27 protein-coding genes and 1 pseudogene are annotated in these 26,560 nt (G+C 47.1%); 7 read left to right on the top strand and 21 right to left on the bottom strand.

Annotation, left to right across the window (positions count from 1 at the left end; all coding sequences use genetic code 11):
• Nucleotides 1-623: 623 nt before the first annotated feature.
• The 11 genes and pseudogenes from MGMO_RS02790 to MGMO_RS20925 form a co-directional block, all read right to left on the bottom strand.
• Nucleotides 624-2,834 carry a zeta toxin family protein gene (locus MGMO_RS02790; RefSeq protein WP_023493506.1) on the bottom strand — a complete coding sequence of 737 codons (2,211 nt, stop codon included), beginning with the start codon at nt 2,832-2,834 and terminating at the stop codon, nt 624-626.
• A 134-nt stretch (nt 2,835-2,968) separates the two neighbouring features.
• The gene (gene smbP / locus MGMO_RS02785; RefSeq protein ID WP_023493505.1) at nt 2,969-3,307 is read right to left on the bottom strand and encodes a small metal-binding protein SmbP; all 339 of its coding nucleotides are present in this window, start codon (nt 3,305-3,307) and stop codon (nt 2,969-2,971) included.
• Between the two features lie 372 nt (nt 3,308-3,679).
• Nucleotides 3,680-4,045, bottom strand: coding sequence for a DUF2784 domain-containing protein (locus tag MGMO_RS02780; RefSeq protein WP_023493504.1), 366 nt, complete (start codon nt 4,043-4,045; stop codon nt 3,680-3,682).
• A gap of 126 nt (nt 4,046-4,171) precedes the next feature.
• Entirely contained in the window at nt 4,172-4,408 is a 237-nt protein-coding gene (locus MGMO_RS02775) for a hypothetical protein (protein WP_023493503.1), read from the bottom strand.
• Nucleotides 4,409-4,521: 113 nt separating this feature from the next.
• On the bottom strand, nt 4,522-4,947 hold the full coding sequence (locus MGMO_RS19435; RefSeq protein ID WP_161808454.1) for a hypothetical protein: 426 nt from the start codon (nt 4,945-4,947) through the stop codon (nt 4,522-4,524).
• Between the two features lie 359 nt (nt 4,948-5,306).
• Nucleotides 5,307-5,852, bottom strand: coding sequence for a nucleoside triphosphate pyrophosphohydrolase family protein (locus MGMO_RS02760; RefSeq protein WP_023493501.1), 546 nt, complete (start codon nt 5,850-5,852; stop codon nt 5,307-5,309).
• A gap of 117 nt (nt 5,853-5,969) precedes the next feature.
• Nucleotides 5,970-6,413 carry a ferritin-like domain-containing protein gene (locus tag MGMO_RS02755; RefSeq protein ID WP_023493500.1) on the bottom strand — a complete coding sequence of 148 codons (444 nt, stop codon included), beginning with the start codon at nt 6,411-6,413 and terminating at the stop codon, nt 5,970-5,972.
• 393 nt (nt 6,414-6,806) lie between these two features.
• The gene (locus tag MGMO_RS02750) at nt 6,807-8,489 is read right to left on the bottom strand and encodes an ABC1 kinase family protein (protein ID WP_023493499.1); all 1,683 of its coding nucleotides are present in this window, start codon (nt 8,487-8,489) and stop codon (nt 6,807-6,809) included.
• A 15-nt stretch (nt 8,490-8,504) separates the two neighbouring features.
• Nucleotides 8,505-9,140, bottom strand: coding sequence for a DUF6781 family protein (locus MGMO_RS02745; RefSeq protein ID WP_023493498.1), 636 nt, complete (start codon nt 9,138-9,140; stop codon nt 8,505-8,507).
• Between the two features lie 33 nt (nt 9,141-9,173).
• Nucleotides 9,174-9,380, bottom strand: a complete 207-nt coding sequence (locus tag MGMO_RS02740) for a DUF6494 family protein (RefSeq protein WP_036306614.1) — start codon at nt 9,378-9,380, stop codon at nt 9,174-9,176.
• 55 nt (nt 9,381-9,435) lie between these two features.
• Nucleotides 9,436-9,824 (bottom strand): annotated as a pseudogene (locus MGMO_RS20925) (4a-hydroxytetrahydrobiopterin dehydratase).
• Nucleotides 9,825-10,602: 778 nt separating this feature from the next.
• Here MGMO_RS20925 and ppdK point away from each other — a divergent pair.
• Nucleotides 10,603-13,350 carry a pyruvate, phosphate dikinase gene (ppdK, locus tag MGMO_RS02730; RefSeq protein ID WP_036306630.1) on the top strand — a complete coding sequence of 916 codons (2,748 nt, stop codon included), beginning with the start codon at nt 10,603-10,605 and terminating at the stop codon, nt 13,348-13,350.
• Nucleotides 13,351-14,259: 909 nt separating this feature from the next.
• Here the strand turns inward: ppdK and MGMO_RS02725 are convergent.
• From MGMO_RS02725 to MGMO_RS19860, 4 genes are all read right to left on the bottom strand, one after another.
• Nucleotides 14,260-16,119 carry a S8 family peptidase gene (locus MGMO_RS02725; RefSeq protein WP_023493491.1) on the bottom strand — a complete coding sequence of 620 codons (1,860 nt, stop codon included), beginning with the start codon at nt 16,117-16,119 and terminating at the stop codon, nt 14,260-14,262.
• A 263-nt stretch (nt 16,120-16,382) separates the two neighbouring features.
• Nucleotides 16,383-16,985, bottom strand: coding sequence for a hypothetical protein (locus tag MGMO_RS02720; protein ID WP_023493490.1), 603 nt, complete (start codon nt 16,983-16,985; stop codon nt 16,383-16,385).
• A complete protein-coding gene (gene xrtM / locus MGMO_RS02715; RefSeq protein WP_023493489.1) occupies nt 16,972-17,556 on the bottom strand; it encodes an exosortase family protein XrtM in 585 nt (194 codons plus the stop codon). Before xrtM ends, MGMO_RS02720 begins: the two co-directional genes overlap by 14 nt.
• Nucleotides 17,557-17,692: 136 nt before the next feature.
• A complete protein-coding gene (locus MGMO_RS19860) occupies nt 17,693-17,923 on the bottom strand; it encodes a hypothetical protein (protein WP_161808453.1) in 231 nt (76 codons plus the stop codon).
• 67 nt (nt 17,924-17,990) lie between these two features.
• Between MGMO_RS19860 and MGMO_RS20820 the strand changes: the two genes are divergently transcribed.
• Nucleotides 17,991-18,119 carry a hypothetical protein gene (locus MGMO_RS20820; RefSeq protein WP_023493487.1) on the top strand — a complete coding sequence of 43 codons (129 nt, stop codon included), beginning with the start codon at nt 17,991-17,993 and terminating at the stop codon, nt 18,117-18,119.
• On the opposite strand, the gene MGMO_RS21020 is transcribed toward MGMO_RS20820, so the two are convergent.
• From MGMO_RS21020 to MGMO_RS02685, 5 genes are all read right to left on the bottom strand, one after another.
• Nucleotides 18,079-18,225 carry a hypothetical protein gene (locus MGMO_RS21020; protein ID WP_407656490.1) on the bottom strand — a complete coding sequence of 49 codons (147 nt, stop codon included), beginning with the start codon at nt 18,223-18,225 and terminating at the stop codon, nt 18,079-18,081. The genes MGMO_RS20820 and MGMO_RS21020 overlap by 41 nt on opposite strands.
• Before the next feature lie 106 nt (nt 18,226-18,331).
• Nucleotides 18,332-18,826: a DoxX family protein gene (locus tag MGMO_RS02700; RefSeq protein ID WP_023493485.1), complete on the bottom strand. Its 495-nt coding sequence runs from the start codon at nt 18,824-18,826 to the stop codon at nt 18,332-18,334.
• A 15-nt stretch (nt 18,827-18,841) separates the two neighbouring features.
• On the bottom strand, nt 18,842-19,621 hold the full coding sequence (locus MGMO_RS02695; RefSeq protein WP_023493484.1) for an HvfC/BufC N-terminal domain-containing protein: 780 nt from the start codon (nt 19,619-19,621) through the stop codon (nt 18,842-18,844).
• Entirely contained in the window at nt 19,605-20,477 is an 873-nt protein-coding gene (bufB, locus tag MGMO_RS02690) for an MNIO family bufferin maturase (RefSeq protein ID WP_023493483.1), read from the bottom strand. Before bufB ends, MGMO_RS02695 begins: the two co-directional genes overlap by 17 nt.
• A gap of 10 nt (nt 20,478-20,487) precedes the next feature.
• Nucleotides 20,488-20,763: a BufA1 family periplasmic bufferin-type metallophore gene (locus tag MGMO_RS02685; RefSeq protein ID WP_023493482.1), complete on the bottom strand. Its 276-nt coding sequence runs from the start codon at nt 20,761-20,763 to the stop codon at nt 20,488-20,490.
• Between the two features lie 263 nt (nt 20,764-21,026).
• Between MGMO_RS02685 and MGMO_RS02680 the strand changes: the two genes are divergently transcribed.
• From MGMO_RS02680 to MGMO_RS02670, 3 genes are all read left to right on the top strand, one after another.
• The gene (locus tag MGMO_RS02680; protein ID WP_023493481.1) at nt 21,027-22,931 is read left to right on the top strand and encodes a sigma-54-dependent Fis family transcriptional regulator; all 1,905 of its coding nucleotides are present in this window, start codon (nt 21,027-21,029) and stop codon (nt 22,929-22,931) included.
• A gap of 179 nt (nt 22,932-23,110) precedes the next feature.
• Complete coding sequence (locus MGMO_RS02675; protein WP_023493480.1) at nt 23,111-23,377, top strand: hypothetical protein; 267 nt, start codon at nt 23,111-23,113, stop codon at nt 23,375-23,377.
• Nucleotides 23,378-23,722: 345 nt separating this feature from the next.
• Nucleotides 23,723-24,067, top strand: coding sequence for an SPW repeat domain-containing protein (locus MGMO_RS02670; protein WP_023493479.1), 345 nt, complete (start codon nt 23,723-23,725; stop codon nt 24,065-24,067).
• 146 nt (nt 24,068-24,213) lie between these two features.
• On the opposite strand, the gene MGMO_RS02665 is transcribed toward MGMO_RS02670, so the two are convergent.
• Nucleotides 24,214-25,119: a LysR family transcriptional regulator gene (locus MGMO_RS02665; RefSeq protein WP_023493478.1), complete on the bottom strand. Its 906-nt coding sequence runs from the start codon at nt 25,117-25,119 to the stop codon at nt 24,214-24,216.
• Nucleotides 25,120-25,258: 139 nt separating this feature from the next.
• On the opposite strand from MGMO_RS02665, the gene MGMO_RS02660 reads away from it, so the two are divergent.
• On the top strand, nt 25,259-25,807 hold the full coding sequence (locus MGMO_RS02660; protein WP_023493477.1) for a carboxymuconolactone decarboxylase family protein: 549 nt from the start codon (nt 25,259-25,261) through the stop codon (nt 25,805-25,807).
• A gap of 59 nt (nt 25,808-25,866) precedes the next feature.
• The gene (locus MGMO_RS02655) at nt 25,867-26,490 is read left to right on the top strand and encodes a pyridoxamine 5'-phosphate oxidase family protein (protein ID WP_023493476.1); all 624 of its coding nucleotides are present in this window, start codon (nt 25,867-25,869) and stop codon (nt 26,488-26,490) included.
• Nucleotides 26,491-26,560: the final 70 nt, after the last annotated feature.

Here is a 26,560-nt window from a genome sequence, read left to right as displayed (position 1 = left end):
GAAGTGCTACAGCAAAAGCAAAGACATGCTTAAATATTCCGTCATGCTTTTGATGCTCAAATGGAACGGCGAGCTAAAGCCTATACTTTATTAACAATGCCAATTAAACAGGACACTTCTAGAGGCAGATTTATAATGCCATGAGAGAGGTGAATATGAAATTGCTTGCTACTGAAACTGTTTTAAAGCAGGCGGAGATGATTGCCAATGAGTTGGCGGCGATATAGGTTTACTATTGTGTCAATAGTTTTTTGGATTAAAGATTACAAAACAACCTTTTCTGGATAAGCCCTTTTCCATTAAGAAACCTTTCTATCCATTATGCCTTTGACTTAGCCCTTTGCCTTTTCGATCCTAAATTTTAGGCATCGATACAAAGCAGACCCTGGCAATTGTCAAGTTTGACACAAGTTGAACATCTCCAATCGACCCACTGGAGACTATCGACCTTAACATCAAAATACCTCCTAACAAGACATTCAAAAACACAACGTTGCATACGCAAACGTAAAATGGTTAAGCACCATTTTGACTAATTTGTCTAATCAAAGCTTTGTATCGATTTGGATTGAGTCGATTTGGTTAGAAATGAGTTGTCATTTACAGTTTGTCCCTAAACGATTTTAGTGTGAGCCTTGGAGCCGTGTCATCCAAGGTTCTTTGCTCAACGGGTCTACATGGAAAGCCAACGATTCGGGTTTATGCAAAAGCCCTATTTCACTGGAAGCATTTGGGTTTAATTGCCTTTTTTCGACGAAATCCACCAGCCGCTTGGTGTTATAAATCAGCAATACCCGATTGCCTTCTTTATGGGGGTAAACCTGATAGGCCACATTATTTTCATTAAAAGCAGGATTTCTATCAATCAGCGCTGTAATTTGACTCCCTTGGTTTTTGGCCAATTTTTTTAAGTAGGAATCTTGGTGATTTGTGATTATGATTTTTAGGTGTACAGCCAATGTTTCTGATTTTTGATGGCTTTGCAACGAGCCTATTTCTTGGTCGGAAAGATTGAAGCTCTCGGCGACTAGGTAATGTTTATCCCTATCGTCATCATTGGCAAACAAGGAAATTTTATCTAGGGAAAGATGTTCTAGGGCCTGTAAAAACGACTTTGGGGCACGGATATGTTTATCAATGGTGACCACCCAGGGCAAGGCACGCCCGGTTTTCTCAAAGCGTTCTTTGACGCTGTCAAGAACGCCAATCCTGATCAATTCACCTTCACGACCAGGTGGCTTGACTAAAAAAGCATCAACAGCTGCGATTTGCGTCTGGAAACCGCTTGCTTTAAATTTTTCCACCAGGGTGGAGTAACGGGGATGATAGGGAATGCCGGTACCGTCATAAAGTATGTTGATACGGTTTTTTCTCGCATACTCGGCCACGGAATCTCTCAAGCTGTTGGCAAACGGTTCGATGTAAACGTAATCGTCGCTGTGATGCCCGGCAGCGACCAGTACCCGGTAATGGTCGCTCTTTTTACGGAACTCATCCAGCGAAGCTATAACAAAATTATCGCCGCATTGCGCCCGTGCAATTTCCTCGACAATCGTTTTGCCAGATCCGGCACCGCCCATGGACATAAATAACATTGGGTTCGCATCGGCCGTTTTTCCCTCAAACAACTCCCTTTGTTCGGCTTCGAGTTTTTTGACCAGTTTATTGAGCCGTTCGTAGGCAATTTCCACAGTTCTTGCCAAACGCGCATCATCACCAGCTGCTGTCAGCAATTTAAGCTTGAGTTCTTCATTATCGACCAAATGCAGGATTGAACTCTTTTCACCTTCACATTGCTTGATCAATTCCATCAGCTCGGCGTGGCTTGGGGCGCGTAAGCCTGTCAACAAATTAACATCCAAACAAAACAGGGGTGCAAACCCGTCTTTCCCGATACAAATACCATCAATTTCATGTTCACCCGATGGATGCAAACTTTCCGTTCCGGGCAGATAACCGATTATATTTTCACTATCGTAAAGCAGGTAATCAGCTAACAACTTACCTGCAACAATCAATTCTTTCTTGATGCAGTCAAGCGGCACCAAGCCACCATTAATCGAAACCAGGCATTCGATACCCTCCTTGGTTTTATGGGATAAAAATGGAATACCGGAGACAAATTTTTTGTTTTCTGGCCATTTACCATAGCCATTGGGGGGGTTATGTAAGCTTTTACAACGGGTTGGGTCCATCGCATGCTGAAAAGCTAGGATAATTTCATCATGGTTACTGCCCGGATTATGCAGGACGCAAGCGTCTTGCGAATCAATACGCCTATAATCGATACCTTGTTCATATACACTTTTGATGGCCGGAAGTTTGCCGAGCACAGTCATAAAAAAATCGAGTGTCAGTCTATTGCCGTACGCAAAAGGCCGTACGCTACGCATTTGTGAATAAAATAGGGCCAACCTCTCAGCCATATTTTCAGTTCTGATGGCAAAACCGTTATTGTCGAAAATGGCGGTCTCCTGATTGCCGTCACCGTCCAGCACCAGACGTTCCACAGTCTCGCGGAATTCTTTTCTTTTACTGGCATGGAAGATGATACCTGGTAGATGCGTAACAGTTGCTTGTTCTTTCCAGTCACAAAATAATTCCCGGTGGATGCGCGTGAACAATTCTGTCAAATACGAAACCCGTTTGGCCTGGTCGTGGGAGACAGTAGTTTCAACTTCCTGTTGCATAACGGAGAAAAACCCGATTCCCCGCGAAATAGCCAAGGCCGTACGCAATTTTTTTAATTGTTTATAGGACGGCAACTTCTCCAGAAAATACTTTCCAGGCGAACTGCCCTGACTTGAAATATCTCGGATAATTAGATTCTCCATTCAACTGGCTTCGAAATAATGGATACCTATTATTGCCCAAACGGGAAATTTTTACTTAATGAAGCATATTCAAATTGCCACGCAATCAGGGTACGGGCGGAAAATCCGACCGTACCCTCAGGGAGTAGTTGACCTTATTTATTGCCTTCTTGGATATGGTTTACTGCGGCAACGGCATGCTCGGTAGCGATATCCGTATGACGCAATTGGCCATGGGTGGCGGCTTCTTCAAGTTCGCTGGAAGCGGCCTCCATATGCTCTTTGGCTTGCCCCTTGAGCACCAGTGCGGCTGCTAAGGTATGCTCCAACGCGGCGTTTGCATGTTTAACCAGCCCCGTCGTATTATTGGCTTTGCCCTGTTCTACCGCCGCATTGGCATGTTCCAACGCGGCGGTGCCGTGTTGTTCTGCGGCGAAAATAGCTGAACTCAACATCAACAAAACGCCTGTAGAAATTATCATTATTTTTTTCATAATTTTCTCCTCATCAATAATGTAAGGTATCGAATAAGTACTCATGAAAAATCACGCTCCACCCTGGTATTAGGGTTAAATCACCGCCGTCAAAGCCGGGGGTTGCCTTATTTAATTAAAGGATGGAATGACGCATGAATTGACCCAAATACGGCTAATACCAGTAATTGCCTTTTTGGCACACTGATAAATCAATGCAGGATTTTGACTGGCTGGTTGGTGGATAATTCCCGAAACTTTTATAGAAAATTGTGTCCAGTTGTCGGAAGTAAAAAATGATTATGAAGAAAATTGTTAGTTGGCCAAATCTCAATGCATTGGTTGATATGAACCACAGGCGGTTATTGAGAAGAAAATATTTCAGAGATGAACTTACAGGCTGTCGTTTCGTTTCAAGTATAGTCTTCGGTAGATTAGTAAATTAAGTAAAACAAGGATTATCCCTAAGCTGATTTGTATCTCCCTGGTCAATGCCGATGGATAAATCATCGGTATAAGGTAATGCTCGAGAAAGCCGCTGGTATAACCTCCTTCACCTGTCGACCGTAGGCTGTTTTCGTAATAAGTTAAGGGACAAACCCACCCAAAAATCTCAATTAGAACGCCCCAAATCGCAGCAGGAAGATGCAACCAAATTAAACTACGCCATTTCAGGGCCAGAAATCCGCCAAAAATAACAAACAGAATAAACCCAAAGTGGCTGATAACAATAAGATCGGCGAACAACGGGTTGGTCATCTTTTTTTCATAACAGCATTTTAGTCGCCCAAGTACCAAATCATTGCATTATCAATACAGTGTATTTTGGTTTCCGCTTAATTTAGCGGTTTTACGAAAAGTCTCGGACCAGTAAATTTGTAAGGGTCAGGGTTCTGGTTTTTCTTCATATAGTTTATCGACTTCTTTTCTCGGTAGATAATCCAAATCCCAGTGGTTTGTGTAGTTTTCCTTTAGCCGTCTTTTGCCTTTGTGGATTAGCCCTAGTTCCTCTGCCCCAGGGAAAGCAGCCGTACTGATGGTGTGTTCTGGCAGGTCAATCGGGTTTTCTGGATGTCGAAAGCGCTTTAACGTACTAATAATTTTTGCAAACATCGCATTCATACAATTATTCAAGTCATGACTGTTTTGCGAATCCTATTAAAAACTCAAACAAGAGTTAGTTAATTATTAATATTCCATACGAATAACGTACCCCATCAATTAATTTAAGCAAATCATTTTGAATTCACGCGGCTCGGTATCGAAGGATAGTTGCTGCCCAAATCAATTATTTTCACTTTAGCATCCACTGGGACTGGCTTATCCTTGACAGGTAAGCCCATATCCATACCATCACAACTGACCTCGATATGCTGGAACGGCTGTCCGGCACGAATAAACGAATTATCTTTTTTAGCTATTTGATAACAATCTTGCAATAATTTTAACCATCCATTAAATAGAATTTCAGTCACCTGTCTTCCCGAAAATGTTGATGTTGGTGGGCTGAAACCTGAGCTTGAGGTAGCGGGCTTGTGCGGTAGCAACATTATGACCCAAAAATGCAACGCTAAATCCGACAACCCAAGAGCATGAACCTGATCTTCGAGTGCAAGCAAGGCGAGTGTTGCATAGCCGATACTCCGGCTTGACAGACTCATGAAAACATGGAGAGCAACGACCATCACTATGACAAGGCAACCTTGAACAATATCAGGTACGCGTTAAGCGCATTAGTAAAAATTATAGTCCTTGAGGAACCCACTTCAATTGCTGCGCTAAGGTTAGGAACCGGTTTAGGTGATTTGGACTCGGATAATGTGTGGCCGTCAATAGAAAAAAATTTATAGGTGGGCTTGATATTCCAGTTTACATGTACGTTGCTTATCATCCTGGCCAACCCGCTGATGAACCTAGCGTTTAAATAACTGTACCGTCCAAATTTACATCATTGCGCCATTAGCCAAAAGCGAGCGTTCTTCATATTAAGGAGTTAGGTCAATTTTAAGTCCGGTTAATGTCATTCGTAAAGACATTCACTCAAATCAGGCGATTTGTGCAACTTTAACTTGCGGATGTTATCGGTATCGCCATAAAGGGATTCACCGCTCTTTTTTACACGGGAAAGATTATTATTATGGATCATTTGAAACGCCTTATCAAAATCGGCGTTGACAAAACTCCTCACCAGATGGATACATAAACAATAAACCTCTGAGTATTGATCCGTGCTGCCAGAAGCACAACGGTTGATCTTGTCGGATACAGCTTCCATGACTGACAGGACAAACCCGTCATGCTGCCAGAAAACCGGCTTATCAATAACATCTCTCCCTTGCATGGCAATAGCCGCTAATGCGACATAAGCAAGATCAACCAGCCCCACCAGCATTTCAGCCATTTCTCCAGCTTTTATGGCTTTTAGCACTTCACTGCCCGCTTCCATGAGCAATGCCTGATACCTGATAATTTCCATATCGGACAATTGTAGCGTTGTCCCCGGCCCTGCCTGTGGGAATAACAATGCTTCGTGAAATTCCCTAACTGATTTTAAGTGCCCATTCATGACGTTACCCTCACTAGGCTGCGGTTAACCGAAAATCCGCGTGTGATGCTTGCTGTTAATAAAAGTGCGGTTTTTTGGTGAGGTGACGTAGTTGGAATGTGATGGCTACGATAACAATTATTCACCCGGTTTGGTCAGCATCTTTCGTACATCCCCCAAATGCATTTCTTCTTGGGCAATCAGACGGCGGGCATATTCTTCAAGCAAAACACTTCGCCCATTTACCAATTCCAGTAATTGGGTGTAGGCCGATAAAGCCACCATTTCATGGTCCAGCGATTCCCGGAGAATATCGCCGACATCATGGCGATGCGTTTCCAATAAGGGGCCTATCCCCAGCGAGGGATGGCTGCCTAAATGGGTGATCAGTTCGCCGACTTCGTTGGCATGGGATAATGATTCCGTCGCTTGGTCGCGCATCCAGGAAACAATGGGAATGCGGCCATATCCATAAACCATTAGGGCATAATGTGTATAACGAACGACACCTGCCAGTTCGGTTTCAAGAATTTTATTTAATACCGTAACGACGGCGGTTTTATCGATTACTGTGTCGTTCATGGTAATCTCCTGAGTCAGAATGCGGGGTCGCTGGCTGTCAGCATTGCATTTTGTTTAGGGTTTCTGGAATTGCCGGATCAGACCAAAGCAAATCCTCCTTAGTAAGACCCGCTATTCAAGGACAAGTTTTTCATCAATTCTATAACTAATGCCAATAGCAGAAGTTTCCACTATTTTCGACATCAATAGTCACGAAACCGTTCAATTTTTAGGAATCAATGGCATTAGTGAAACCCTGAACAAGTCAGCTATTAGAGTAAAACAGATGCTTATCTCAACTGCGGAGACCGAGCGCCCATGATCCTAAAAAGAGCAGTTTCCCCGGGATGCTTAGCCAACCGGCCTTTGACCTTGGGGAGTTTGTGGGTCGGGTAGCTCCACTTATCTTTGTCATCACCGGTTATTGCCACTTTTCCAAATAGAAAGCAACAACCAGATACCTCCCAAAGTTGCAAACGTGTAGCCCAGGAATCCGAACACGGGCAAACCGAATAATTCCGGCCCACCTTTTACGGTCATGATAATGGAAGAACCAATTATGAGCGCGGCTGTCACCATGCCCATGGTTAACCGACTGATAGCGTTATCCATCGTGTTAACATAGTGATCGAGATACCTGACGGTAATATCAACCTGAACCGCCCCTTTCCTGGTTGCCCGTAAAAGTTTACGCAGGTCTTTCGGTAAGTTCGACAGCAAGTCGGCGACACTGATCAGGTTACGCCAACCCCGCTTGGCAATGGCTTCGGGCCGGTAACGTGCCAGCATGATTTCCTGAATATACGGAGTGGCAAAAACCAGCGTATTAAAATCGGGATTGAGGTACCTGCCGAACCCATCCAGGGTGATATAGGCTTTAATTAGCAAAGCGAGATCGGCCGGCAACATCAGCTTGTGGTCCCTCAATAACGCCATCAGGTCGCTTAACATGGCAGTGAGGCTTAAATCCTTCAAGGACAGGGAACTGTATTGGTCGACGAAGGCCTCTATATCTACGGTCAGCACACCTTCATCGGTATAAATGTTATCCGACCAGTCTTCGAGTATTTCCGCCACCTTAGCTGGGGTATGGTTGACCATGCCGTACAGGAAACTGACCACTTGCTCCCTACGCTCTTCCGTTAACCGGCCAATCATTCCAAAATCAATAAAGGCCAACCTGTTATCGGGAAGGTAAAACACGTTTCCCGGATGCGGGTCAGCATGGAAAAATCCGTCTTCCATTATCATTTTCATGACGGCCTTGCTGCCCCGGTCAGCCAACAGTTTTCTGTCCAGCCCGGTTTTTTCTATAGCCTCAAGATCCCTGCCATGAATACCTTGGATATATTCCTGGACATTAATCCGTTCCCCCGTCCATTCCCAATAGACTTTAGGAATCACGATATTGGGATCATCCGCTAGATTAGCGGCAACCCGTTCAGCATTCCTGCATTCACCCGCAAGGTCGAGTTCCCGGCGTAATGATTGGTTAAACTGACGCAGCACTTCTCGCGGATGAAAACGACGGATATCCGGCGATTCAGACTCCGCAATATCGACAATACGTTGTAACAGGCGTAAATCCGTTTCAATGATTTTACGTAGGCCGGGACGGCGAATTTTTAAAATAACTGGGGTTCCGTCCTTGAGTACGGCTTTATGGACTTGGGCAATTGAAGCCACCGCAAGCGGTTGCCTGTCAACTTCCAAAAAAAACTCATCAATGCTACCACCCATATCTTCTTCGATCTGAGGCAGCAACTCTTCAAAGGGGGCGGGCGGAGCCTGATCCTGGAGTTTTTCAAACTCGGCAATATATTGGGGTGGAAATAAATCGACACGCGTGGCGAGAATTTGCCCTAACTTGATAAAGGTAGGCCCCAGCTCTTCCAGAGCCTGACGGATGCGTTGCGGTGTGTCAAGCTTGGTATACTCTTCTGCGTGTTGCCAATGTAGCGCTTTGCCCGCACTTTCCAATGCTTTGCCGATCCCCAGGACACGGACAAAGCTGCCAAATCCATAGCGTATCAATACGGATGCGATATCTTGAACCCTGCCCAGATCCCTCGCCGCATTCAACATTTCCCACAACATTACGTTCCAGGGACGTTATTTTTTGGAATGTGACGACTGCTGAAGGCTTTCAGCAATTCCCGATAGAATGCCGCTACCTATCTGCGCTAATGTGATTGTGGCGGCAACCGTACTTGAAACTACCGTTTCTTTACCCAAATGCGGCAATCCTTTCAGGGCTTCCAGCGCAGTTAAGACTTGTTTGCCGACAGCCGTTCCGCTTTGCCGTGCGTGGCTGACAAAATCGCCAACAATATCGGCAATAACTTGATTGCCGTTTACAACTTTTTCCAGGGTATCCAGAAACACCCATTCCATGTCCTGTAAATTCTGGGTTGCACTATTAAGCTCGTGTTGCGAATACTCATTTACTTTGGACGCGGCTTCTTCAATGGCCAGTTTTGATGCTTGTGCCGCAACAGCCAATGCATCATCCAATGCAGAGGCTGCATGGGTGAATATCACTTTGGCATCATCACTTTGAGTGGCCATGCCCTCATTGATGCCTTTACTGACCGATTCAGCAACATTTTTTATATTATCCCTATCCAGTTCGCCTGCTGTAAGTGCTTTCAGGGTAATGGTTTTGACTTTGTCATGAATATCAAATCCTGATTCCACGGCTTCCCGGATTTCATCTTTAACATCTTGGTGTCGCTTTCTCTTAGTCATAGCCGGTCTCCCGATGAATAAATAAACGTAAAATTACTCTAAGACAATTTCTCCTTCAATACAGTGATTCAAGCCTACTGCTGATACTGTCAACGTCATTTTGACAGCAAGTGTCTCCTTTCCCGACAATTCCCCGGATTCAACCGCTTTAAGCACCGCGTGTTCGATCTCGCGTTGCGACGTCACGCCGACTTTTTTCAGGTATTGCCTGATTTCCATATTCAAAGTGTCTTCATTCATATTGACCTCCAAAGTATTCAACAGTGCAATTGCACGAGTCATTTCATCTCAGATTTTAATCATATTTAATGTACTTAAAGCGCGGATCGTCCGGGGTGCCTTCCAATGCGCCGCCTTCCTTGCCGGGTTGCCACATGATTACCCCTTCGATTTTATGCGCCAATTCAAAGTCCTTATTGGTAATGCCTTTGGCGGCATGGTTCATTAGCTTGACGATGACAAACGCATAAGACACGGTCAGGTCAGGTCAGGGTGATGAAACGCCGCTTCCGCCAGATGCCCAACCGTATTGACCACTATTAGCGTCCCTTTCCAGCCGCTGGTCTTGTATTTGCGGCGTATCCAGCCGTTTTCCAGATACCAGTGCGGCAGTTCTTCCTTCAATCTGGCTTCCACTTCCGCATCGGAATAGGTTTCTTCGTGGTTGCATTCTCTCCAGCCCATAATGGCTTACCTCTTGTTTAAATTTGATAAAGAAGCGTCAGTGAAATGTTAAGCATCAAGGCTATCGATCGCTCATTGACCTTGGGAAATATACAAAAGGCTTGACTTTCATAAAATCAATATAAAAGCAGCTTTACACGCCCTTTTCCGCCATTTATATTAGACTACATCAGTATTGATTAGTTGCTGGACTATTCCGGCTATTTATCAGGCCTCAGCAACTGGTTCGAAGGATTTTCGGAGCTTTACCATCAGTATCCGCAAACAGAAATATACTGGTAGTCACGGCTTTAATCCTTTAAAGGGCTATCCATTTAAGCGCTGTGACCATTAGCCTTTTTACTAACTTCGCAGCATCTTGTTTAAATTCAAGCGTGTATTTCAGGTTGGGTCGTTTCGTTTGATTTCTGTTCACCTGTAATGACATTATAAATCTACCTCTAGAAGTGTCCTGTTTTATTAAACCATATCAATTCATTCAGCGACATTTCGACAAATTACCTTCAAAACAGTCATTATGAGCAAACAAAGGGCTTCTCAGTTTTAGCCACCTTGGCTTTCCAATTGCTTGTTTTCGGCTATTCATGAGTTATGGTTATATTTACCTTGCAGTACATGTGAATCCTGATTAATGTCTACTTTCTTACATAAACAAACTAGGCTAGGAACAGGTTTTTACTGATTTAGTGTTAAATTTCACCAATCCTCTTTTCTTTAATTGGCTTTTCAGAGTTAATGAATTGCAATGCAAAATTCATCTAATATCACCGATACCATCATGACTGAAAAATATATCTATTCTTTCGAAAAAGGCGACGGACAAAATAAAGTATTGCTAGGGGGCAAAGGTGCAAACCTGTGCGAAATGACGCAGATTGGGCTCAATGTGCCGCCTGGGTTCGTCATCACGACCAAGGCTTGCCTGGATTATCTTGAAAACCATCAATTGCCTGATGGGTTACTGGACGAAGTAAAAACGCATATTGTTGGAGTCGAAACGGTTTCAGGAAAAAAATTCGGCGATAGGCAAAATCCTTTGCTCGTATCGGTCCGTTCCGGCTCGGCGATATCAATGCCTGGCATGATGGATACCATATTGAACCTGGGGCTCAACGCCCAAACGCTGACCGGGCTGGTTGAGCAGACGGGTGATGCCCGTTTTGCATATGATGCTTATCGTCGGTTTATCCAGCTATTCGGTAAGGTTGCCTTGGGAATTGAGGATGAGAAATTCGATGTGCATTTCGCGACTATCAAAAAACAAGCCGGGATTAAATCGGATGTGGGCTTAAGCGCCGACCATTTACGCCAAATCAGCGAGCTGTTCCTACAAGTGGTGTTGGAAGAAACCGGCAAGCCTTTTCCTGAAGATGTTTACGAACAACTGAATTTGTCGATTAAAGCGGTATTCCACTCCTGGATGGGGAAACGTGCGGTTGATTATCGGCGCGAATTTCACATCACCCCGCAAATGGCCAACGGTACTGCCGTGAATGTGGTCACCATGGTATTCGGCAATATGGGCAACGATAGTGCAACCGGTGTCGGTTTTACCCGCAACCCCGGTACCGGCGCCAATGAAATGTACGGCGAATATCTGGTCAATGCGCAAGGCGAAGATGTGGTTGCCGGCATCCGTACGCCAAAACCGGTTCATGAGCTAGCCTATGAAATGCCGGAACTTTATAAGCAACTGATCGAATTGCGTAACAAACTGGAATCCCATTATAAGGAAGTCCAGGATTACGAATACACCATTGAACGCGGTATCTTGTATTGTCTGCAAACCCGTAATGGCAAGATGAATGCGGCGGCGATGGTACGCACCTCTGTGGAAATGGTTGCCGAAGGTTTGATTAGCAAAGAAAAGGCCTTGTTGCGCATCAACCCCGAATTGCTGGAACAGCTCTTACATCCTCAGCTTGACCCAGAGAATAAAGAACGCCCCGTGGCGCAAGGTTTGCCTGCTTCGCCGGGGGCTGCTTCCGGTAAATGTGTGTTTGATGCCGACACGGCGGAATTAATGGGTCGCGCAGGTGAGCCGGTTATTTTATTGAGAGAAGAAACCAAGCCGGAAGATATTCACGGTTTTTTTGCCGCCCAGGGCATTTTGACCAGCCGCGGCGGTAAAACCTCGCATGCTGCGGTGGTAGCCAGGGGTATGGGTAAAGCCTGTATTGCCGGCGCTGAAGACATCAAAATAGATGTGCGTTCCCGTCAGGCAAGCGTTGGCGACCTGCATATCCGCGAAGGCGATATTATCACTATTGATGGTAGTACCGGACATATTTACATAGGTAAAATCCCAACGATTGAACCCGCATTTTCTGAAGAATTAAAAACCTTATTGGGCTGGGCAGATGAATTTGCCGAACTGAAAGTCCATGCCAACGTGGATACGCCCGAACGCGCGCGTATGGCCGTCAGTTATGGCGCAACGGGTATAGGGTTGTGCCGTACCGAACGCATGTTTAACGCCTCAGACCGCCTACCCTTGGTCATTGACATGATTCTGGCAGACAGCAAAGAAGCACGGCAGGACGCGTTGGCAAAACTGTTTCCGATCCAGTTGGATGACTTTAAACAACTCTTTGAGGCGATGTCACCTTACCCTGTCACAGTAAGGTTGCTCGACCCGCCGATGCATGAGTTTTTGCCCAGTGAGCACCAACTGGAAGACGAAATCAAATCTTTGAACCTCTATAAAGTCATGATTCACGGGCAGCAGGTCACTTTGGATACCTTAGGTACGCAGATAGCGTTGCCTGGTCCGTTTAATCTATTGAATGAGGAAGTCATCAATAAAGCGATTGCCAAAAAGGAGTTGATGCTGAAGAAAGTGAAGGAATTGTACGAAGTCAATCCCATGTTGGGACACCGGGGTGTGCGCCTTGGCATGTCGTATCCAGAGATCTACCAAATGCAAATCCGTTCAATCCTTGAAGCTGCAGCACTTTGTGCCAAACAACGCATACCGATATTGCCTGAAATCATGGTGCCTCAAGTGATTACTGCGCAGGAGTTGATCAAAGTAAAATCCTATGTCGATCAAATTCAACAGGAAGTCGAGCGTCAACATGGCATTCGTTTGGAATTTAAATTCGGGACTATGATAGAAACCGTTCGCGCCTGTACCCGCGCCGGAGAATTGGCTGAAGTGGCTGAGTTTTTCTCGTTCGGAACCAATGACCTAACCCAAGCGACGTTCTCGTTTTCTCGCGAAGACGCGGAAAATAAATTCCTGCCGCTTTACAACGAAACGGGATTACTGGAAGACAACCCGTTTGAAGTGCTGGATGCCAAAGGTGTCGGCCAATTAATGAAAATGACCGCCGAGGCAGGGCACAAAACTCGGCCCGATATCAAAATAGGCATATGCGGCGAACAAGGCGGACACCCGCAATCGATTCGCTTCTGCCATCATATCAAATTGGATTATGTTTCCTGTTCAGCACCCAGGATACCCATTGCCAGGTTAGCCGTAGCACATGCAAAACTGCTCGAGGATGATTACCGGATTATGTAACCCATAATGTGATTAAAAAATAACCTTCATTTGTTTCGTATCTTTCAAGACCAAATGAATGAAACTTGTTTTGTCTGTTTATTTTGGGCAAATCGCAAAAATCCAAAGAGCAATCATTACATGTTTAAGAAATAAAGAGCCGAATAAAGTAATCTCAATACCAGCCATTCGAGGATTTGTTTTTTTACTTACCTACGAAGGTGACAGTCCGACCCAAAGGAGGCAATCAGCACTATGCCTAGATTTTCCAGAAACTAGACATTCATGAACGAGTTCTTGCAGATACTTCAGGTTAGTGGGTATGAGTAGGTTTACATGATAGCACCCAATTTACTGATTGATTACTGTATAAAATCACTTTCCCAAATACGATGAAATGCAGTGAGGTGGTAAGTATCGGTGCGGTGATACTGGTACGGAAGGTGCGTGCCATTTCAAAATGGTAAATGGCGCGGATGCCATGGACGTTCATGACGCATTCCCCTTGGGCTGATGTACCAGGCTGACGAAAATATCCTCCAAAGAACTCCCGCTGGAACGTAAATCTCTGAATTCGATGTTGTGTTCACCTAATGCACGTAACAGCTCAGCAATACCAATATCAGTCTCTTCATCCTGAGTGATCTTAAGCAGCCCCTGGAAAGCAGAAAAACTTAAAGTATGTTTATTTCCCTCTGCAACCCTGAACGGACGGCGAACATATCCTCTTAAAATGAACCTCTGAGAATATTTATATTAGCCCATAATAACTACCTGAACTGCACTTATCCAACCCCAAGCGCACTACCTCCAATGCCGCTGCGAAGCGGGAAGCCAAGCGGCCCCAGAAACGAGGCTTGCTCTATTGATTAGATAACAGAATACAGGCATAAACCTGATGCGAATAAGTTATGGATCTGCGCCTTGCGTTCAGTTTCGGTGTCGAACAACCGCAACAGAAATGCCAACAAACCCAAAAGCCATCACCAAAAGTGACCAGGGCGGCATAGCTGGTACCTGTGTAGATGAACCCCCATTTGCGCCGATATTGGTGTCAAATGTTAAATTCAGCACGACATTGCCCGAAGCGCCATTGAAACCGTCGACCGCAATCTTGTAAGTAGTGCCGGCAGTAGCGACAAAGCCTAGCCCGCTGCTGCCATTGGCGCTTCCGTCATTGTTATTGCTGGCCACCGTCGTCAGCGCACTGACGCTGCTGCCCGTGTAGACTGCCAGCAAGGTATCGAAACTACTGCCGTGCGTATCGATGCTGACATTGCCCACTGCGGGCGCAACCCACGCAAACCATACCGATTTACCGCCCACATTGCCGGCATGGTTCGGTTCCCCCACTTCTTTAGTTGAAAACTGCGTCGAAGTTATCGCATTGATTGTGGTAATTGATTGGTCGGTCGTTCCAGATAATACTGTATCATTGGCAAAATTGTCATTGACGGAACCCAGTGCGGCCAATATATCGATACGGGGAAAAGTTAGGTTGTTGCGGCTATCGGCTATCCGCACACCTGTTGAAGTCAAACGATTTAAAGTGCCGGTGACCGATTCTGAAGGCCGTGCCCCACGCAATACGGCAATGGCTGCCGCAACATGCGGTGCTGCTTGTGATGTGCCTCCCAGGGTATTACCAGCCGCCGTAATTAAAGCGCCTGGCGCAAGCAAGCTAAGATAACTTGCGCTGTTGGAGAAACACGCGACCATATCCGCAGCGGTTAGGTTATCTGTGCAAATTCCCCAGTTCAACCCACCCACATTGCTGTCATACACCGCACCCACTGAAACAGCTTGAGGTGTGCAGGCAGGCATGGCGAGGCCTGTGCTGAATCCGCTATTCCCTGACGCGATAACCGTCAGGATGCCTGCCGAAAAAGCACCGGAAATCGGTGCGACAAATGGGTTAGAGAAGCTATGCGAACATAAACTAGCATTCTGGCTAGAATCGCCAAGGCTCATGTTAATTGCTGAGATTTTGTAGGTTAGTTGGTTGGCAATTGCCCAGTTGATACCTTGAATAACAACAGAGCTAGACGCGCTGGCGCCATCAAAAACGTCAAAAACCGCCAATTGGGTGCCTTTGGCGATACCGGCGACAATACCCGACACATTAGTCCCATGCCCGTTATCATCCAGCGCATTGTCTTGTGCAGCCAAGTCCTGGGCGACTTTCACCCTGCAACTTGAGGGTAGCCCAGGAGCATTACAACTTCCAAAATCGAACAGCGTATAATTCACGCCAGTATCCAGCACTACGACCATAGTATCCGAGCCATCGTAGCCAGTCTGGCTCAAAACATCAGGTGACCTGATCAACGGAGCACTCTGGGCTAAAAAATGGTGTAGCTCGACATCCCGAAAAACTTCGGCAACTGCGGGATTTGCCAACAGGCCAAGTAACCCGGTTTCTCCCTTGACGGTGACGACATTCATTGGCAAATGACTGTAATCACGATCAATATTGAACCGTTTGCGATCCATTTTTGCCGTTGCCCTGTCCTTTAGCTCACGATAACGCTGGGATTTGAAGGCCATTACATTGGTTTTAAATTGCTTATCTTGCTGAGGATGGCGTTCTAAGCCTTGGATTTCTGTATCTATAGCCGCATCGTAGTATCTAACAATAAGCCGTATTGATTTGTTTTGGGCCACGTCATTTAGTAAATCAGGGGGCATTTTATGGTGGTAAGCCAAAAAGCCATCGGGTCGCGCTGCCAATACGGCCTGAACATTGACTAAAGCCAGCAGTAAAGCACGCGTACAAAAATTCCTTAACATGCAATTGCCCCCAAATTGCCCAAAAGTCGCAAGTTTAAAGGGAGGATATGACAAAGGTATTAAGGCTGATTGGTGATCATTTTTATCAACCCTTCAGAATTCCACACGGCTTGGCATGGCCTGAACCCAAACCTGCCGGTGATGTTTATTTGTGAACTGTGATAACATGAAAGATAAACAGACACCTAGAAACGTAGCGTTTTGAATTTGGCGGTGAACAGTAAAATGATCATAACCTATGGTTGGTCAGGTCATATGGTCTATCAATCCCGCAACAACCATCGCTGCACCTGAATGCACAACCAAGCCGACGCAATCGCCAACAACCATCGGCCACCCAATTCGCAGAACGCCATCCAGTCCACAAACCAAGGCACAAGGCGAGGTTTTTTGCCGGTCTCGGCGACATCCTGGAAGGAAATCTCCATCTGGCCCAACAACAATGCCGGCAAAGTGGCCATGATGACCAAGGCTGCCGTCAGCAAACCGAATCCGATTAACAGCACACGCTGCGCGCGACGCTGCACCGGCCAAACCAGCAAAATAGACCCTTCAATGACCAACGGGACAAGGTTGTGCAGCAAGTGGGTCGATGATTTCAACTCAGTCCCCGGCGGAATGTATTGGCTGGCGTTGATATAAATCGGGGTCAACACCCAGGCGGACAGTTCGATACTATAGTCAGACGTTGACGGCACCAGTTTCAAGCTGGGGGAAACCTCGGAAGTCATGGAAATAATGGCTGCCTCAACCAAAGGCAATAGCCCTTGTCCCAGCCACGGCCCACCATACCAAGCCAATCCTGACAAGGCCAGCCATGCCAGCAGGCCTTTCAAGGTCAGGCAGATCAGGTCACGCCGATTCATGCGCCTTGTTTGCCGCACCGAACGCCCACCAAGCGAAATAACAGCACCCCGCCAAGACCATCAAGGTCGGTGCCAGGTAGGTGTGGATCAACAAAAACCAGTCATTATGGTAAGCGACGACAAAATACAGGCCGCTGACACGAAGCAGGTTAAGGCCATAGATCAAGCCGACGCCCAACACCAGTCCGACCAGCTTTCGATACCCGGTTGACGGAAACACGACGATGGCCGACACCATCAAAAACAACACCCCCGCCCCGTCACAGCCACGGACGATCTCCAAGTCGGCCTTGGCTGACAGTACATGGTTGTGCTGCGCCAACACCTGTTCCGCCGGGGCGACCCAATTGATCAGGTCGGCGCAAACCGCCACCACGCCGTGGTGGTAAATGACGTTCATGAACAGGTCGACCGGGATCTTGAAATAGCCATAGTTGAGCAGCGCATAACAGCCCGCAAACAGGATGAACTGTAGCCATTCATGATACCTGCTTGTCCATCGCCAATGAAGGCCACTATCACCCGTAGGAATTGGGCCAGGTATCCGATGCCTTGGTTTTCGTATGTTCATTGGGCAAGCCGATTATTTTAAAAGCGTTAATTGATGGTGGGATTGTACAATGTTTTCATCAGGGATTTCCCAGATGATGCGACTGCTTGGCTCGGCATTATCCTAATATTACTAACGTTATCGCGTATGTGGGCAGTCACGTCACGCACCACGTTTTCAGCTTGCCGATAATGCGTTTTAGCTGGGAGGCTTTCTTGGGGTCGATCTTGTTCGTTTCCTTAAAAAGGGCATCCAATTTTTTCTGGCAGTCTTCAGCACCGTTCTTTAAAACGATTGCCGTGTGGATTTGGTCTTTGGTCAATTTCGCCATTACGGGTTGCCTGGTCGTGTTGTTGTCGATGTCGCCCTGCCCATGCACCCTCTTCAACCATGCAACCCAACCAAAAAAAATGCCCAAAATGCCCGTGACAACACAAACACGATAGGCTTCGTTTATGGCGGATTACGCTGCGCCCAAAGGGCAATCGAAACGGATAGGTCGTGCATGTTGCACCGCTATTCCGCCTTACAATTTGATCCGTCTTACGGCCTTGGCACAACAGGATGTGTTCGGCAATACGTGAACTCAAAGTGGTAATCCATGCCCGCACTTCCAATCATTACACCATCAAACCCTTGATGGTTTTCAAAGCGCCCCAGTACGCAAAGCTCCAAGCCCTTACAGTACATGGTGGCGGTTTGAGCCAAATTGCTAACAGGCCGGGCGATCCTGAGATGGTTTTGCATAGTCGTTTGGTGCTTAGTGTGAAGGGTTAAATGGCTTACCGCAGTTGTCCTAGATGTGGTTTGTTCTTGCGTTGAAAAAATGCTTTTTGATCCAATAATCGACCGACAATTTCCCAGGGCCGTGGAGGAAACACACCAAGAGCATGACACCCCAGCCTTTATGCATCTCCAATCCTGCCGCACCCACATCCGGGTACGAAATCACCGCGACAATGTTGAACAGGAATAAACCCAATGCCGCAAAACGCCCCAGGAAGCCGAATGCCAACAACACAGGAAACCCTACTTCTACTAAGATGCCCAGATAGGCTGCAAGTTCCGGCGACAACAATGGAACACTGTATTCCTCTTGAAACAAATAAAGGGTGCTGTCCCAGTTTTGGATTTTGGTCAGTCCCGATACCCAGAAGGCATAAGCGACCCAGCAACGCAAGGTCAAATCGCCGATGGGCGACAAAAAATCCAGCGTTCTTGTGGCCTTTTGAAACAACCCAGAAAAGTCCAGAGGTTTGTTTTTATGTCCAGAAAAAGTGGTTATGTACATGGTTAATTCCTCTTGTTAGTTTTTGATATAAAAATCGGTTAACAGCCCGTTAGCAATCCAATGTTGCAGGACGGGCAGGACTTCAAAGGTTGAATCTATCGTGATGGCCTGCCCTACTGCTTGGGTCACCGTCAGCTCCATATCCAATAAGGTCAGGAACAGGTGTTCAGCTTTACTCAATGGAATAATTTCCACTTCCAGTACTGGCCGATAAATCAGCAACTGGCAACCGCCCTCATCAAAGTTGATACGGCCTTCACCTTCAAAACCCTCTTGATTGGCTTGCCAAATACGTAACACCGGATAATCAGAGGCGAGAAGCCGTGCGCTGGGATGCAAGGTAAAGCCAAGGTTGCCGTAACAATTGGGGTCAACCTTTGCCAATCTTGTAATATCCAAGGCTATAACATCGGCCTCATGAAAGGCTTCGTGCCAAAACCATTCTAGCCTTGCCGTATCAGGCAGGTAAGGCAATCCTTCTGCGGGTTGGAAGTCCGCTATAAAGTCGGCAAATTGCCCGCCGAAGGACAACAAACACCCTGCCTTGGGCGGATAATGCCGGATGAAGCTTAGGGCAAGGTGGTTAAAAAATTCAGTGCCGACCAATTTATTGACGACGGGATAACCATCGCGCAAGGCCTCGGTCAAGCCTAATTGCGTGTTGTTGCGATAGATGGCCAGGCGTTGGGCAACATCCAGGCCATTGCCTTTAATGCCCTCTGTCGCTAGTGCTTGTCCCAAATTGCGTAGGGCGTAGTTGGTAAAACGGCGTTGTGTTTCATGCAGCGTGTTCATAACCGGCTCCCAGATACGAAGCAGCTTGCTTGGCTTCATCGACCAATATAGATAAAGCAGGGACATCCGTGTCCCATTCAATCAAGCTAGGTTTAGCGCCCATTAATTGCAAAGCGGTTTGATATAACGCCCAAACTTCGGCACAAACTGGTCGGTTGTGGGTGTCTATCAAAATATCCTGTCCAGACACTCGGTTAACCGTGTGGCCTGCCAAATGAATTTCCCCAACTCGGTCAGCCGCTATTCCTTGCAGATATTCAAGCGCATCCCAACCGTGGTTACGGCAAGAAACATAAACATTATTCACGTCCAACAAAATACCGCATCCTGTCCGGCGCGACAGCTCATTCAGGAATTCATATTCCCGGTAGGTCGAATAGTCGTATTCAAGATAGCTGGACGGGTTTTCGACCAGGATCTGCCTTCCCAGGGTGTCCTGTGCCTGGGAAAGTCGACCTATTAAATGGACTAAAGCTTCATCGGTATAAGGCAAAGGCACCAAGTCGTTGAGGTAATCCCCACCGAATGAGCACCAGGACAGGTGTTCCGACACCAGTCCTGGACGAATCCGTTCGATTAATCCCTTAAGCTCAGCCAGATGTTGCACATCCAACGCATCTACCGACCCTAGCGACATCCCGACGCCATGCAGGCTTACCGGATAATCTTCCCTGATCTTTTCCAAGTAATAAAACGGCGCCCCACCCTTGCCGAAATAGTTTTCGCTGTGCACTTCAAACCAGCCGACTTTAGGGCGGGTTATCAGCACATCCCCGTAGTGTTGGGGACGTAACCCGATTCCGGCCGAAGCCGAAACCGTTATACTGGGACTGGATGGTAGTCGGACATACGCCATGGTCTGTTCCTTATTTGGTGGCCGGGGCTTCCAAACTGCCGCCAGCTATCCTTTCGCAAGTGCCTTTTGGCAAGGCAATAAACGCATCGGCTTGGGCATCCGATACCGAATGTCCAGCACAGGCGTTAGACATGGTTTTACAATCGTTTTTGCCGGCCTTGGCAACGCCGTAACATTTCTCGACGTCTTTTTTATCCGCAGCATTGGCCGTGGATTGCACACCTAATGCGCCTAAGGTGATCAGTGAGACCAACGCGGTGGTGACGAGTGTATTTGTGTTATTCATGCTTGTTCTCCAAATGGTTTGTTAAATGATTTGTCTCGATATGGATCGTGACATAAAGAACCAAGCAATCGTCGTGCCAATAACACAAAATCCGTATTAACCAGCATTATTTCAATTGGATAGCTGATTTTCGTAGAAAATAGTGAACGAAAAAACAGTGATGCTGGTCACAAATATTAGTGACCGCCACCAATATTTGTGGGTAGGTTTTGTGGTATTTAAGGCGTAAAATCCAGTTTCCGTCACTTGTTGCAAAAATTATTATGCAAGATAAAACTAAGGATCCTTTACCAGAAGAAATCTTGCAACCTATTGATACAGTTGAGCTGTCCGCCCTCCGTGCGATAATGGAAGGGACCGCCAAGGCGACGGGAGAGGATTTTTTTTGCGCCTTGGTGAGTAACCTATGTCTTGCAACAGGCGTTGCAAATGCCTTTATTGCGGAATTCGCAGAAACTAAAACGCGCGTCCGCACCTTGGCATTCTGGATGGACGGGCAATTCATCCATAACCAGGAATGGGACCTGGAGGGGACGCCCTGCGAAGTTGTCCTACGCGGCCAGTTATGCCACTACCCTTCAAATGTCTGGAAACAGTTCCCTAAAGAAGAAGGCATCGAAAGCTACCTGGGTGTACCGCTGCAAGATACCGAGGGCGGGATACTGGGGCATCTGGCGCTATTCGATAAGCGTACAATGCCGTCCGAACCGCGATTATTGTTCACATTCCAGATTTTCGCGGCAAGGGCTGCGGCCGAACTGAGCCGGATTCGGGCGATTGAACAGCTCCGCGAAAGCGAAGAACGTTTCCGCGACCTCTTCGACGAAGCGCCCATTGCGTACGTGCACGAAGACCTTGAATCACGGTTCATCAGCGCTAATAGGGCGGCCATGAGAATATTGGGCATCACTCCTGAGCAAGTGCCTGGAATGGTTGGAATCTCCTTGGTGCCCAAAACCCCGGAAGCCCAACAACGCGTCCAAGAAGCCTTTAAGTCTATTGGCAAGGGGACGGATACCAGTGGCGTTGTCCTTGAGCTTAGTCGTAAGGATAACGGCAAGCCCATCTGGATCCAGTGGTGGTCCAAACCCGACCCTAGCGGACACTACACGCGCACCATGTTTGTCGACATCACCGACCGCATATTGATGGAGCAAGAGCAGGCCAGGTTACAGGCACAAAACCAGTATTTGCGGGAAGAAATCAAATCGGCCAACAATTTTGATGAGGTCGTAGGCCGTAGTGTAGCGATTCAGTCTTTACTTGATAATGTCCGCCGGGTGGCGGCTACGGATGCCTCTGTCTTGATTCAAGGTGAATCAGGAACCGGAAAAGAATTGATCGCCCGGGCCATCCATTCCGCCAGTAAACGGCATAAAAATCCATTGATCAAGGTCAATTGTGCGGCATTACCGTCAGGCTTGATCGAAAGCGAGTTGTTCGGTCACGAAAAGGGCGCTTTCACCGGTGCTATTGCCAAGCGTATCGGTCGTTTTGAACTGGCTGACGGCGGCACGATCTTTCTCGATGAAATCGGCGAGATTCCGCTGGACATCCAAGTCAAACTGTTGCGCGTGCTCCAGGAGCGCGAATTCGAGCGGGTCGGTGGCCAAACGCCCATCAAGGTCGATGTCCGCATCATTGCCGCCACCAACCGCAATCTCTTGTATGAAGTGGCTGAAAAAACCTTTCGGGAGGACTTATATTACCGACTCAATGTGTTTCCGTTAACCACGCCGCCTTTACGCGACCGACTAGAAGATATTCCGCTGCTGGCCTACTTCCTGATTGAGAAATATGCCCCGCGAATCGGCAAAAAAATAGATGGCATAAGCGAAAAATCCATGCGCCGTTTGCAGGCTTACCATTGGCCCGGCAATATCCGGGAACTGGAAAACGTGATAGAACGGGCCATCATTTTAGCCGACAGTGACATCATCGAAGTCGATCCCGATATGTTATCGGGGCGCACCGAAGCGGCCAATATTATTGGGGTTCCGAACGATGCGAGTTTCGAGGCGGTAACCCGGCAACATATTTTGGCTGTGCTGGAGCAAACCAATTGGGTTATTGAAGGCGCTAACGGTGCAGCCCAAATCCTCAACCTACAACCCAGCACGCTTCGCTACCGCATGAAAAAATTGGGACTGGCAAAAACTAGCCACTAAATATCGCGGTTTGCCGCAAATAGTGGTGGCGAGCTGTTAACCTTCTAAAACAAAAGAGCCTTAGGCCAAGCCCAATCTTTTTATAAAACAATCATATAAAAATCCAACAGGATTGGTTATGTGATTGGCATCAATTTCGCTTGCCTTATGTAGGAGTAATTAAACAGGATTGGATTGGCATGCTCAGGATTACTATAGATAACGCCACACCAGAAATTCATCTCATCCTTGAAGGCAGTTTGGCTGGCCCCTGGATAACAGAATTGCGTGATGTTGTCATGTCCAGCGATTCTACGCCCGATTTGATAAGCCTTAACTTGGCCAATGTTCACTTTGCTGATGAACAGGGGCTTAGCCTGCTCCGTGAGTTAATGGCGTGGGGCGTGACTATACGGGCTGCATCTCCCTTCATTAGGGAGCTTTTAAAAACAGGTAGTATGAAGTAAGGCCAACAATAGCCAGTTCAGTGGCAATGAATTTGCCGGGATTGTGGGCTTTAATTTTTCAACCCATAATTTATAATTCCAGGGAACCAAATCCGGTACCGGATATCTCACCATGACGCTATCCTTGCATTCTCATGTAGTACGTCACATCCTTAATAAGGCATCAAACTGGTAAGGGAGGAGACCTACAGTCAGTTAGTATAAAATTAAACTTTTATCGTTCAAAGAACCTCAAAAGGCAATAATTTGGAAACCGTTTTGCCCTATTATTTTAGGTGATCACCTTGGCATAATTGCAATACAAATTTATTGCTATCCATTCCTACTAACATAAGGAGAAGGGCCGTGAAAATACTCTCACCAACACAACATGGGTATCTTGATTATCTAACCGTAGCGATATTTCTTCTGGCGCCGTCGCTTATCGGATTAAGCGGGATGGCAGGGACAATTGCCTATCTTCTGGCCGGAATCCATCTTGCCATGACACTTATTACCGATTTTCCGCTTGGCGTTGTCAAAAAACTCCCATTTCCGATCCATGGATGGGTGGAACGTATTGTAGGCCCCGTTTTGGTCTTGCTGCCTTTTGCCCTTGGCTTTGAGGGCGCGGCACTGGGATTTTACATTGTGATCGGCATCATAATCATCCTGGTTGGATTGCTTACGGATTACCAACGGACACAATAGTTTGAGGGCTTGACCATCGCTTCGTGATGGGCGTTATGGAACGTCCCCTACAAAGCAAGGCCATATACTTTATAAAATCTCATTTCAGGGTTAGGTTTCCCATTTGATGAGGGTTAAAGTGATTTATGCCTATGAAAAGAAAATAATCATAACCGATCATGTTGGTTTATTGCCTGAGCAGACCGAAGCCTTGCAACAATGAGATCAACAAACGTCCTGGTTTTGGCAGAGGCGTAACGGCCTTCACGATGGATGACATGGATCGGCAAAGGCGGCGGTTCGAATTCAGCCAATAGGGTTTGCAGTTTGCCAGAAGATAAATCGGTTTCAATTTGGTAAGAAAGAAGGCGTGAAATGCCTATTCCGTTTTTAACCGCCTCGATGGCGGCATCATTACCGGTTACCGTCAACCGTGGCTTTACCCGAACCGTGATGTCTTGGCTAAATTTCCAGTCCACAACAGGCGAAACCGTACTGGAGGCAATAATGTTGTGATGGATCAGTTCAGACGGCTTTAATGGCATCCCGTTGTCTGCTAAATAGCGAGGCGATGCGCACAACACACGCCGAACTTGGCCGACACTAATCGCCCGCATGCTGGAATCCGGTAATTCGCCGATCCGGATACCGACATCAAAACCCTCTTCAAGTAAATTGACGACGCGGTCGAGGAAAACTGCCGATACTTGCATATCCGGGTAACGTTGCAAATAATCGACAATGCCCGGAATAACAAATAACCTGCCGAACATGACCGGTGCGGTAACGGCCAGATGGCCACGGGGTTCTGCGTTTATTCCCGCAGCGGCCTCATCGGCCTCGTCCATTTCGCCGATGATGCACCGGGCATCATCCAGATAGCGGTTTCCTGCATCGGTCACGCGCACATATCGGGTTGTCCTGGTCAACAACTTAACACCTAACCGATCTTCAAGGGCGGCAATTGCCCGTGTCACGGCAGGCGGCGACATCCCGAGCCGTCGTGCGCCTGCGGCAAAGCTCTCTTCTTCCGCAACCGCCACAAATACGGTCATTAACTGTAACCTGTCCATTTTTTATTCCACTAAACGCAATAATGTATTGTGCTTGGCGGCTATTCTCATTGCAAGTGGAATATGGGAGAGTATAGCCGTCCCCGTCGCCATAGTGCGAGACGGATCAAACCCATACCCCTTAACTTGGAGAACACTCATGAACCGAATCACTATTCCTACACCAGACCAAACCCCTGCCGCCACTTTGCCATTGCTGGATGCGGTTAAAAAGCAACTGGGTGTTGTGCCTAATTTAATGAAATTGGTCAGCAATAGCCCAGCAGCCTTGGAAGGCTACTTAAGCCTCAACGGTGCATTAAACAAAGGGGGGTTGGATGCCAAAACCCGTGAACGCATCGCTTTGGCCATTGCCGAATTCAATGGTTGCAGCTACTGCCTGTCCGCGCATACCTATCTCGGCAAAAACGTCGCAAAGCTGGATGACGCCGAGATTGCGGCAAACCGCAACGGCAAATCATCCGACCCTAAAGCAGCGGCTGCAGTCCATTTTGCCACTCGCGTGGCGTATGAACGCGGCCATGTTTCAGATGCCGACTTAAATGCCGTCAAAGCGGCTGGTTACGGTCAGGCTGAGATTGTTGAAATTGTCTTGCATGTCGCCTTGAATACCTTGACCAACTACATCAATGAAGTCGCCCAGACCGAATTTGACTTCCCTAAAGTGGATGTGAAAAAAGCCGCTTAGAGGATATTGTGATTAATAATCGGCGATTCCTCATCGCCGGTTCCTTAGGGAGAATTGACATGGCCACTGCCTTTGCCGAACTTGCTTTTACCCCAAGCGTAAAGGCCGCCCAGCGCTATTATGGCAGCCGGGAGAAAAATGGCCGTTTTGAACTGGCTGAGGATGCCCGAAATCGGTTAACCGAATTTGAAGTCGAATTTATTGCCGCACGCGACAGCTTTTATCAGGCTACAGTGTCCGAATCGGGCTGGCCTTATATCCAGCATCGGGGCGGACCCAAGGGCTTCTTAAAAGTGCTGGATGACTGCACCCTAGGTTTTGCCGATTTTCGAGGCAATGTACAGTATCTGAGTGTCGGCAACCTGAATGCCAATGATCGGATATCGTTGATCTTGATGGATTATCCCAATAGGCAACGCCTGAAAATATGGGGGCGCGCCCCTATCGTCCATGAAAGTGATGACCCAAAGTTAATGGTAAAACTTGCATTGCCTGCTTATAAGGCCAAAGTTGAACGCGGTATCATCATCCATATTGAAGCATTGGACTGGAATTGTCCGCAGCATATCACTCCGCGTTACACCAAGGCCGAAGTGGATAACCTGATCGCTCCTTTACTGGAAGAGATACGGCTGCTCAAATTACAAGTTCCTGCAAACGGAGGGCATACAGGCACTGCCTAACGGCATCGCAATGCCAGGAATCATGATATTTGGATATATCCGCTTAGAGAATACACTATGAAATCACCCT

Origin of the sequence: Methyloglobulus morosus KoM1 (assembly GCF_000496735.2) — a bacterium.
Lineage (GTDB): Bacteria > Pseudomonadota > Gammaproteobacteria > Methylococcales > Methylomonadaceae > Methyloglobulus > Methyloglobulus morosus.
Note: the sequence above shows the minus strand (reverse complement) of the source record. Positions and strands in the feature narration are given on the sequence as shown.

Bases quoted from the DNA above. Each gene is read 5' to 3' on its own strand.
- MGMO_RS02775 (WP_023493503.1), bottom strand. From the start codon at position 4,408: ATGAATGCGATGTTTGCAAAAATTATTAGTACGTTAAAGCGCTTTCGA.
- MGMO_RS02725 (WP_023493491.1), bottom strand. From the start codon at position 16,119: ATGTTAAGGAATTTTTGTACGCGTGCTTTACTGCTGGCTTTAGTCAAT.
- MGMO_RS02780 (WP_023493504.1), bottom strand. From the start codon at position 4,045: ATGACCAACCCGTTGTTCGCCGATCTTATTGTTATCAGCCACTTTGGG.
- MGMO_RS20820 (WP_023493487.1), top strand. From the start codon at position 17,991: ATGGCGGATTACGCTGCGCCCAAAGGGCAATCGAAACGGATAGGTCGT.
- MGMO_RS02685 (WP_023493482.1), bottom strand. From the start codon at position 20,763: ATGAATAACACAAATACACTCGTCACCACCGCGTTGGTCTCACTGATC.
- MGMO_RS02745 (WP_023493498.1), bottom strand. From the start codon at position 9,140: ATGACTAAGAGAAAGCGACACCAAGATGTTAAAGATGAAATCCGGGAA.
- MGMO_RS02750 (WP_023493499.1), bottom strand. From the start codon at position 8,489: ATGTTGTGGGAAATGTTGAATGCGGCGAGGGATCTGGGCAGGGTTCAA.
- MGMO_RS02665 (WP_023493478.1), bottom strand. From the start codon at position 25,119: ATGGACAGGTTACAGTTAATGACCGTATTTGTGGCGGTTGCGGAAGAA.
- MGMO_RS02790 (WP_023493506.1), bottom strand. From the start codon at position 2,834: ATGGAGAATCTAATTATCCGAGATATTTCAAGTCAGGGCAGTTCGCCT.
- MGMO_RS02695 (WP_023493484.1), bottom strand. From the start codon at position 19,621: ATGAACACGCTGCATGAAACACAACGCCGTTTTACCAACTACGCCCTA.
- MGMO_RS02655 (WP_023493476.1), top strand. From the start codon at position 25,867: ATGGCCACTGCCTTTGCCGAACTTGCTTTTACCCCAAGCGTAAAGGCC.
- ppdK (WP_036306630.1), top strand. From the start codon at position 10,603: ATGACTGAAAAATATATCTATTCTTTCGAAAAAGGCGACGGACAAAAT.
- MGMO_RS02680 (WP_023493481.1), top strand. From the start codon at position 21,027: ATGCAAGATAAAACTAAGGATCCTTTACCAGAAGAAATCTTGCAACCT.
- MGMO_RS02660 (WP_023493477.1), top strand. From the start codon at position 25,259: ATGAACCGAATCACTATTCCTACACCAGACCAAACCCCTGCCGCCACT.
- MGMO_RS02760 (WP_023493501.1), bottom strand. From the start codon at position 5,852: ATGAATGGGCACTTAAAATCAGTTAGGGAATTTCACGAAGCATTGTTA.
- MGMO_RS21020 (WP_407656490.1), bottom strand. From the start codon at position 18,225: ATGTACTGTAAGGGCTTGGAGCTTTGCGTACTGGGGCGCTTTGAAAAC.
- MGMO_RS02675 (WP_023493480.1), top strand. From the start codon at position 23,111: ATGCTCAGGATTACTATAGATAACGCCACACCAGAAATTCATCTCATC.
- smbP (WP_023493505.1), bottom strand. From the start codon at position 3,307: ATGAAAAAAATAATGATAATTTCTACAGGCGTTTTGTTGATGTTGAGT.
- MGMO_RS19435 (WP_161808454.1), bottom strand. From the start codon at position 4,947: ATGAGTCTGTCAAGCCGGAGTATCGGCTATGCAACACTCGCCTTGCTT.
- MGMO_RS02755 (WP_023493500.1), bottom strand. From the start codon at position 6,413: ATGAACGACACAGTAATCGATAAAACCGCCGTCGTTACGGTATTAAAT.
- xrtM (WP_023493489.1), bottom strand. From the start codon at position 17,556: ATGAACATACGAAAACCAAGGCATCGGATACCTGGCCCAATTCCTACG.
- bufB (WP_023493483.1), bottom strand. From the start codon at position 20,477: ATGGCGTATGTCCGACTACCATCCAGTCCCAGTATAACGGTTTCGGCT.
- MGMO_RS02720 (WP_023493490.1), bottom strand. From the start codon at position 16,985: ATGAATCGGCGTGACCTGATCTGCCTGACCTTGAAAGGCCTGCTGGCA.
- MGMO_RS02740 (WP_036306614.1), bottom strand. From the start codon at position 9,380: ATGAATGAAGACACTTTGAATATGGAAATCAGGCAATACCTGAAAAAA.
- MGMO_RS02700 (WP_023493485.1), bottom strand. From the start codon at position 18,826: ATGTACATAACCACTTTTTCTGGACATAAAAACAAACCTCTGGACTTT.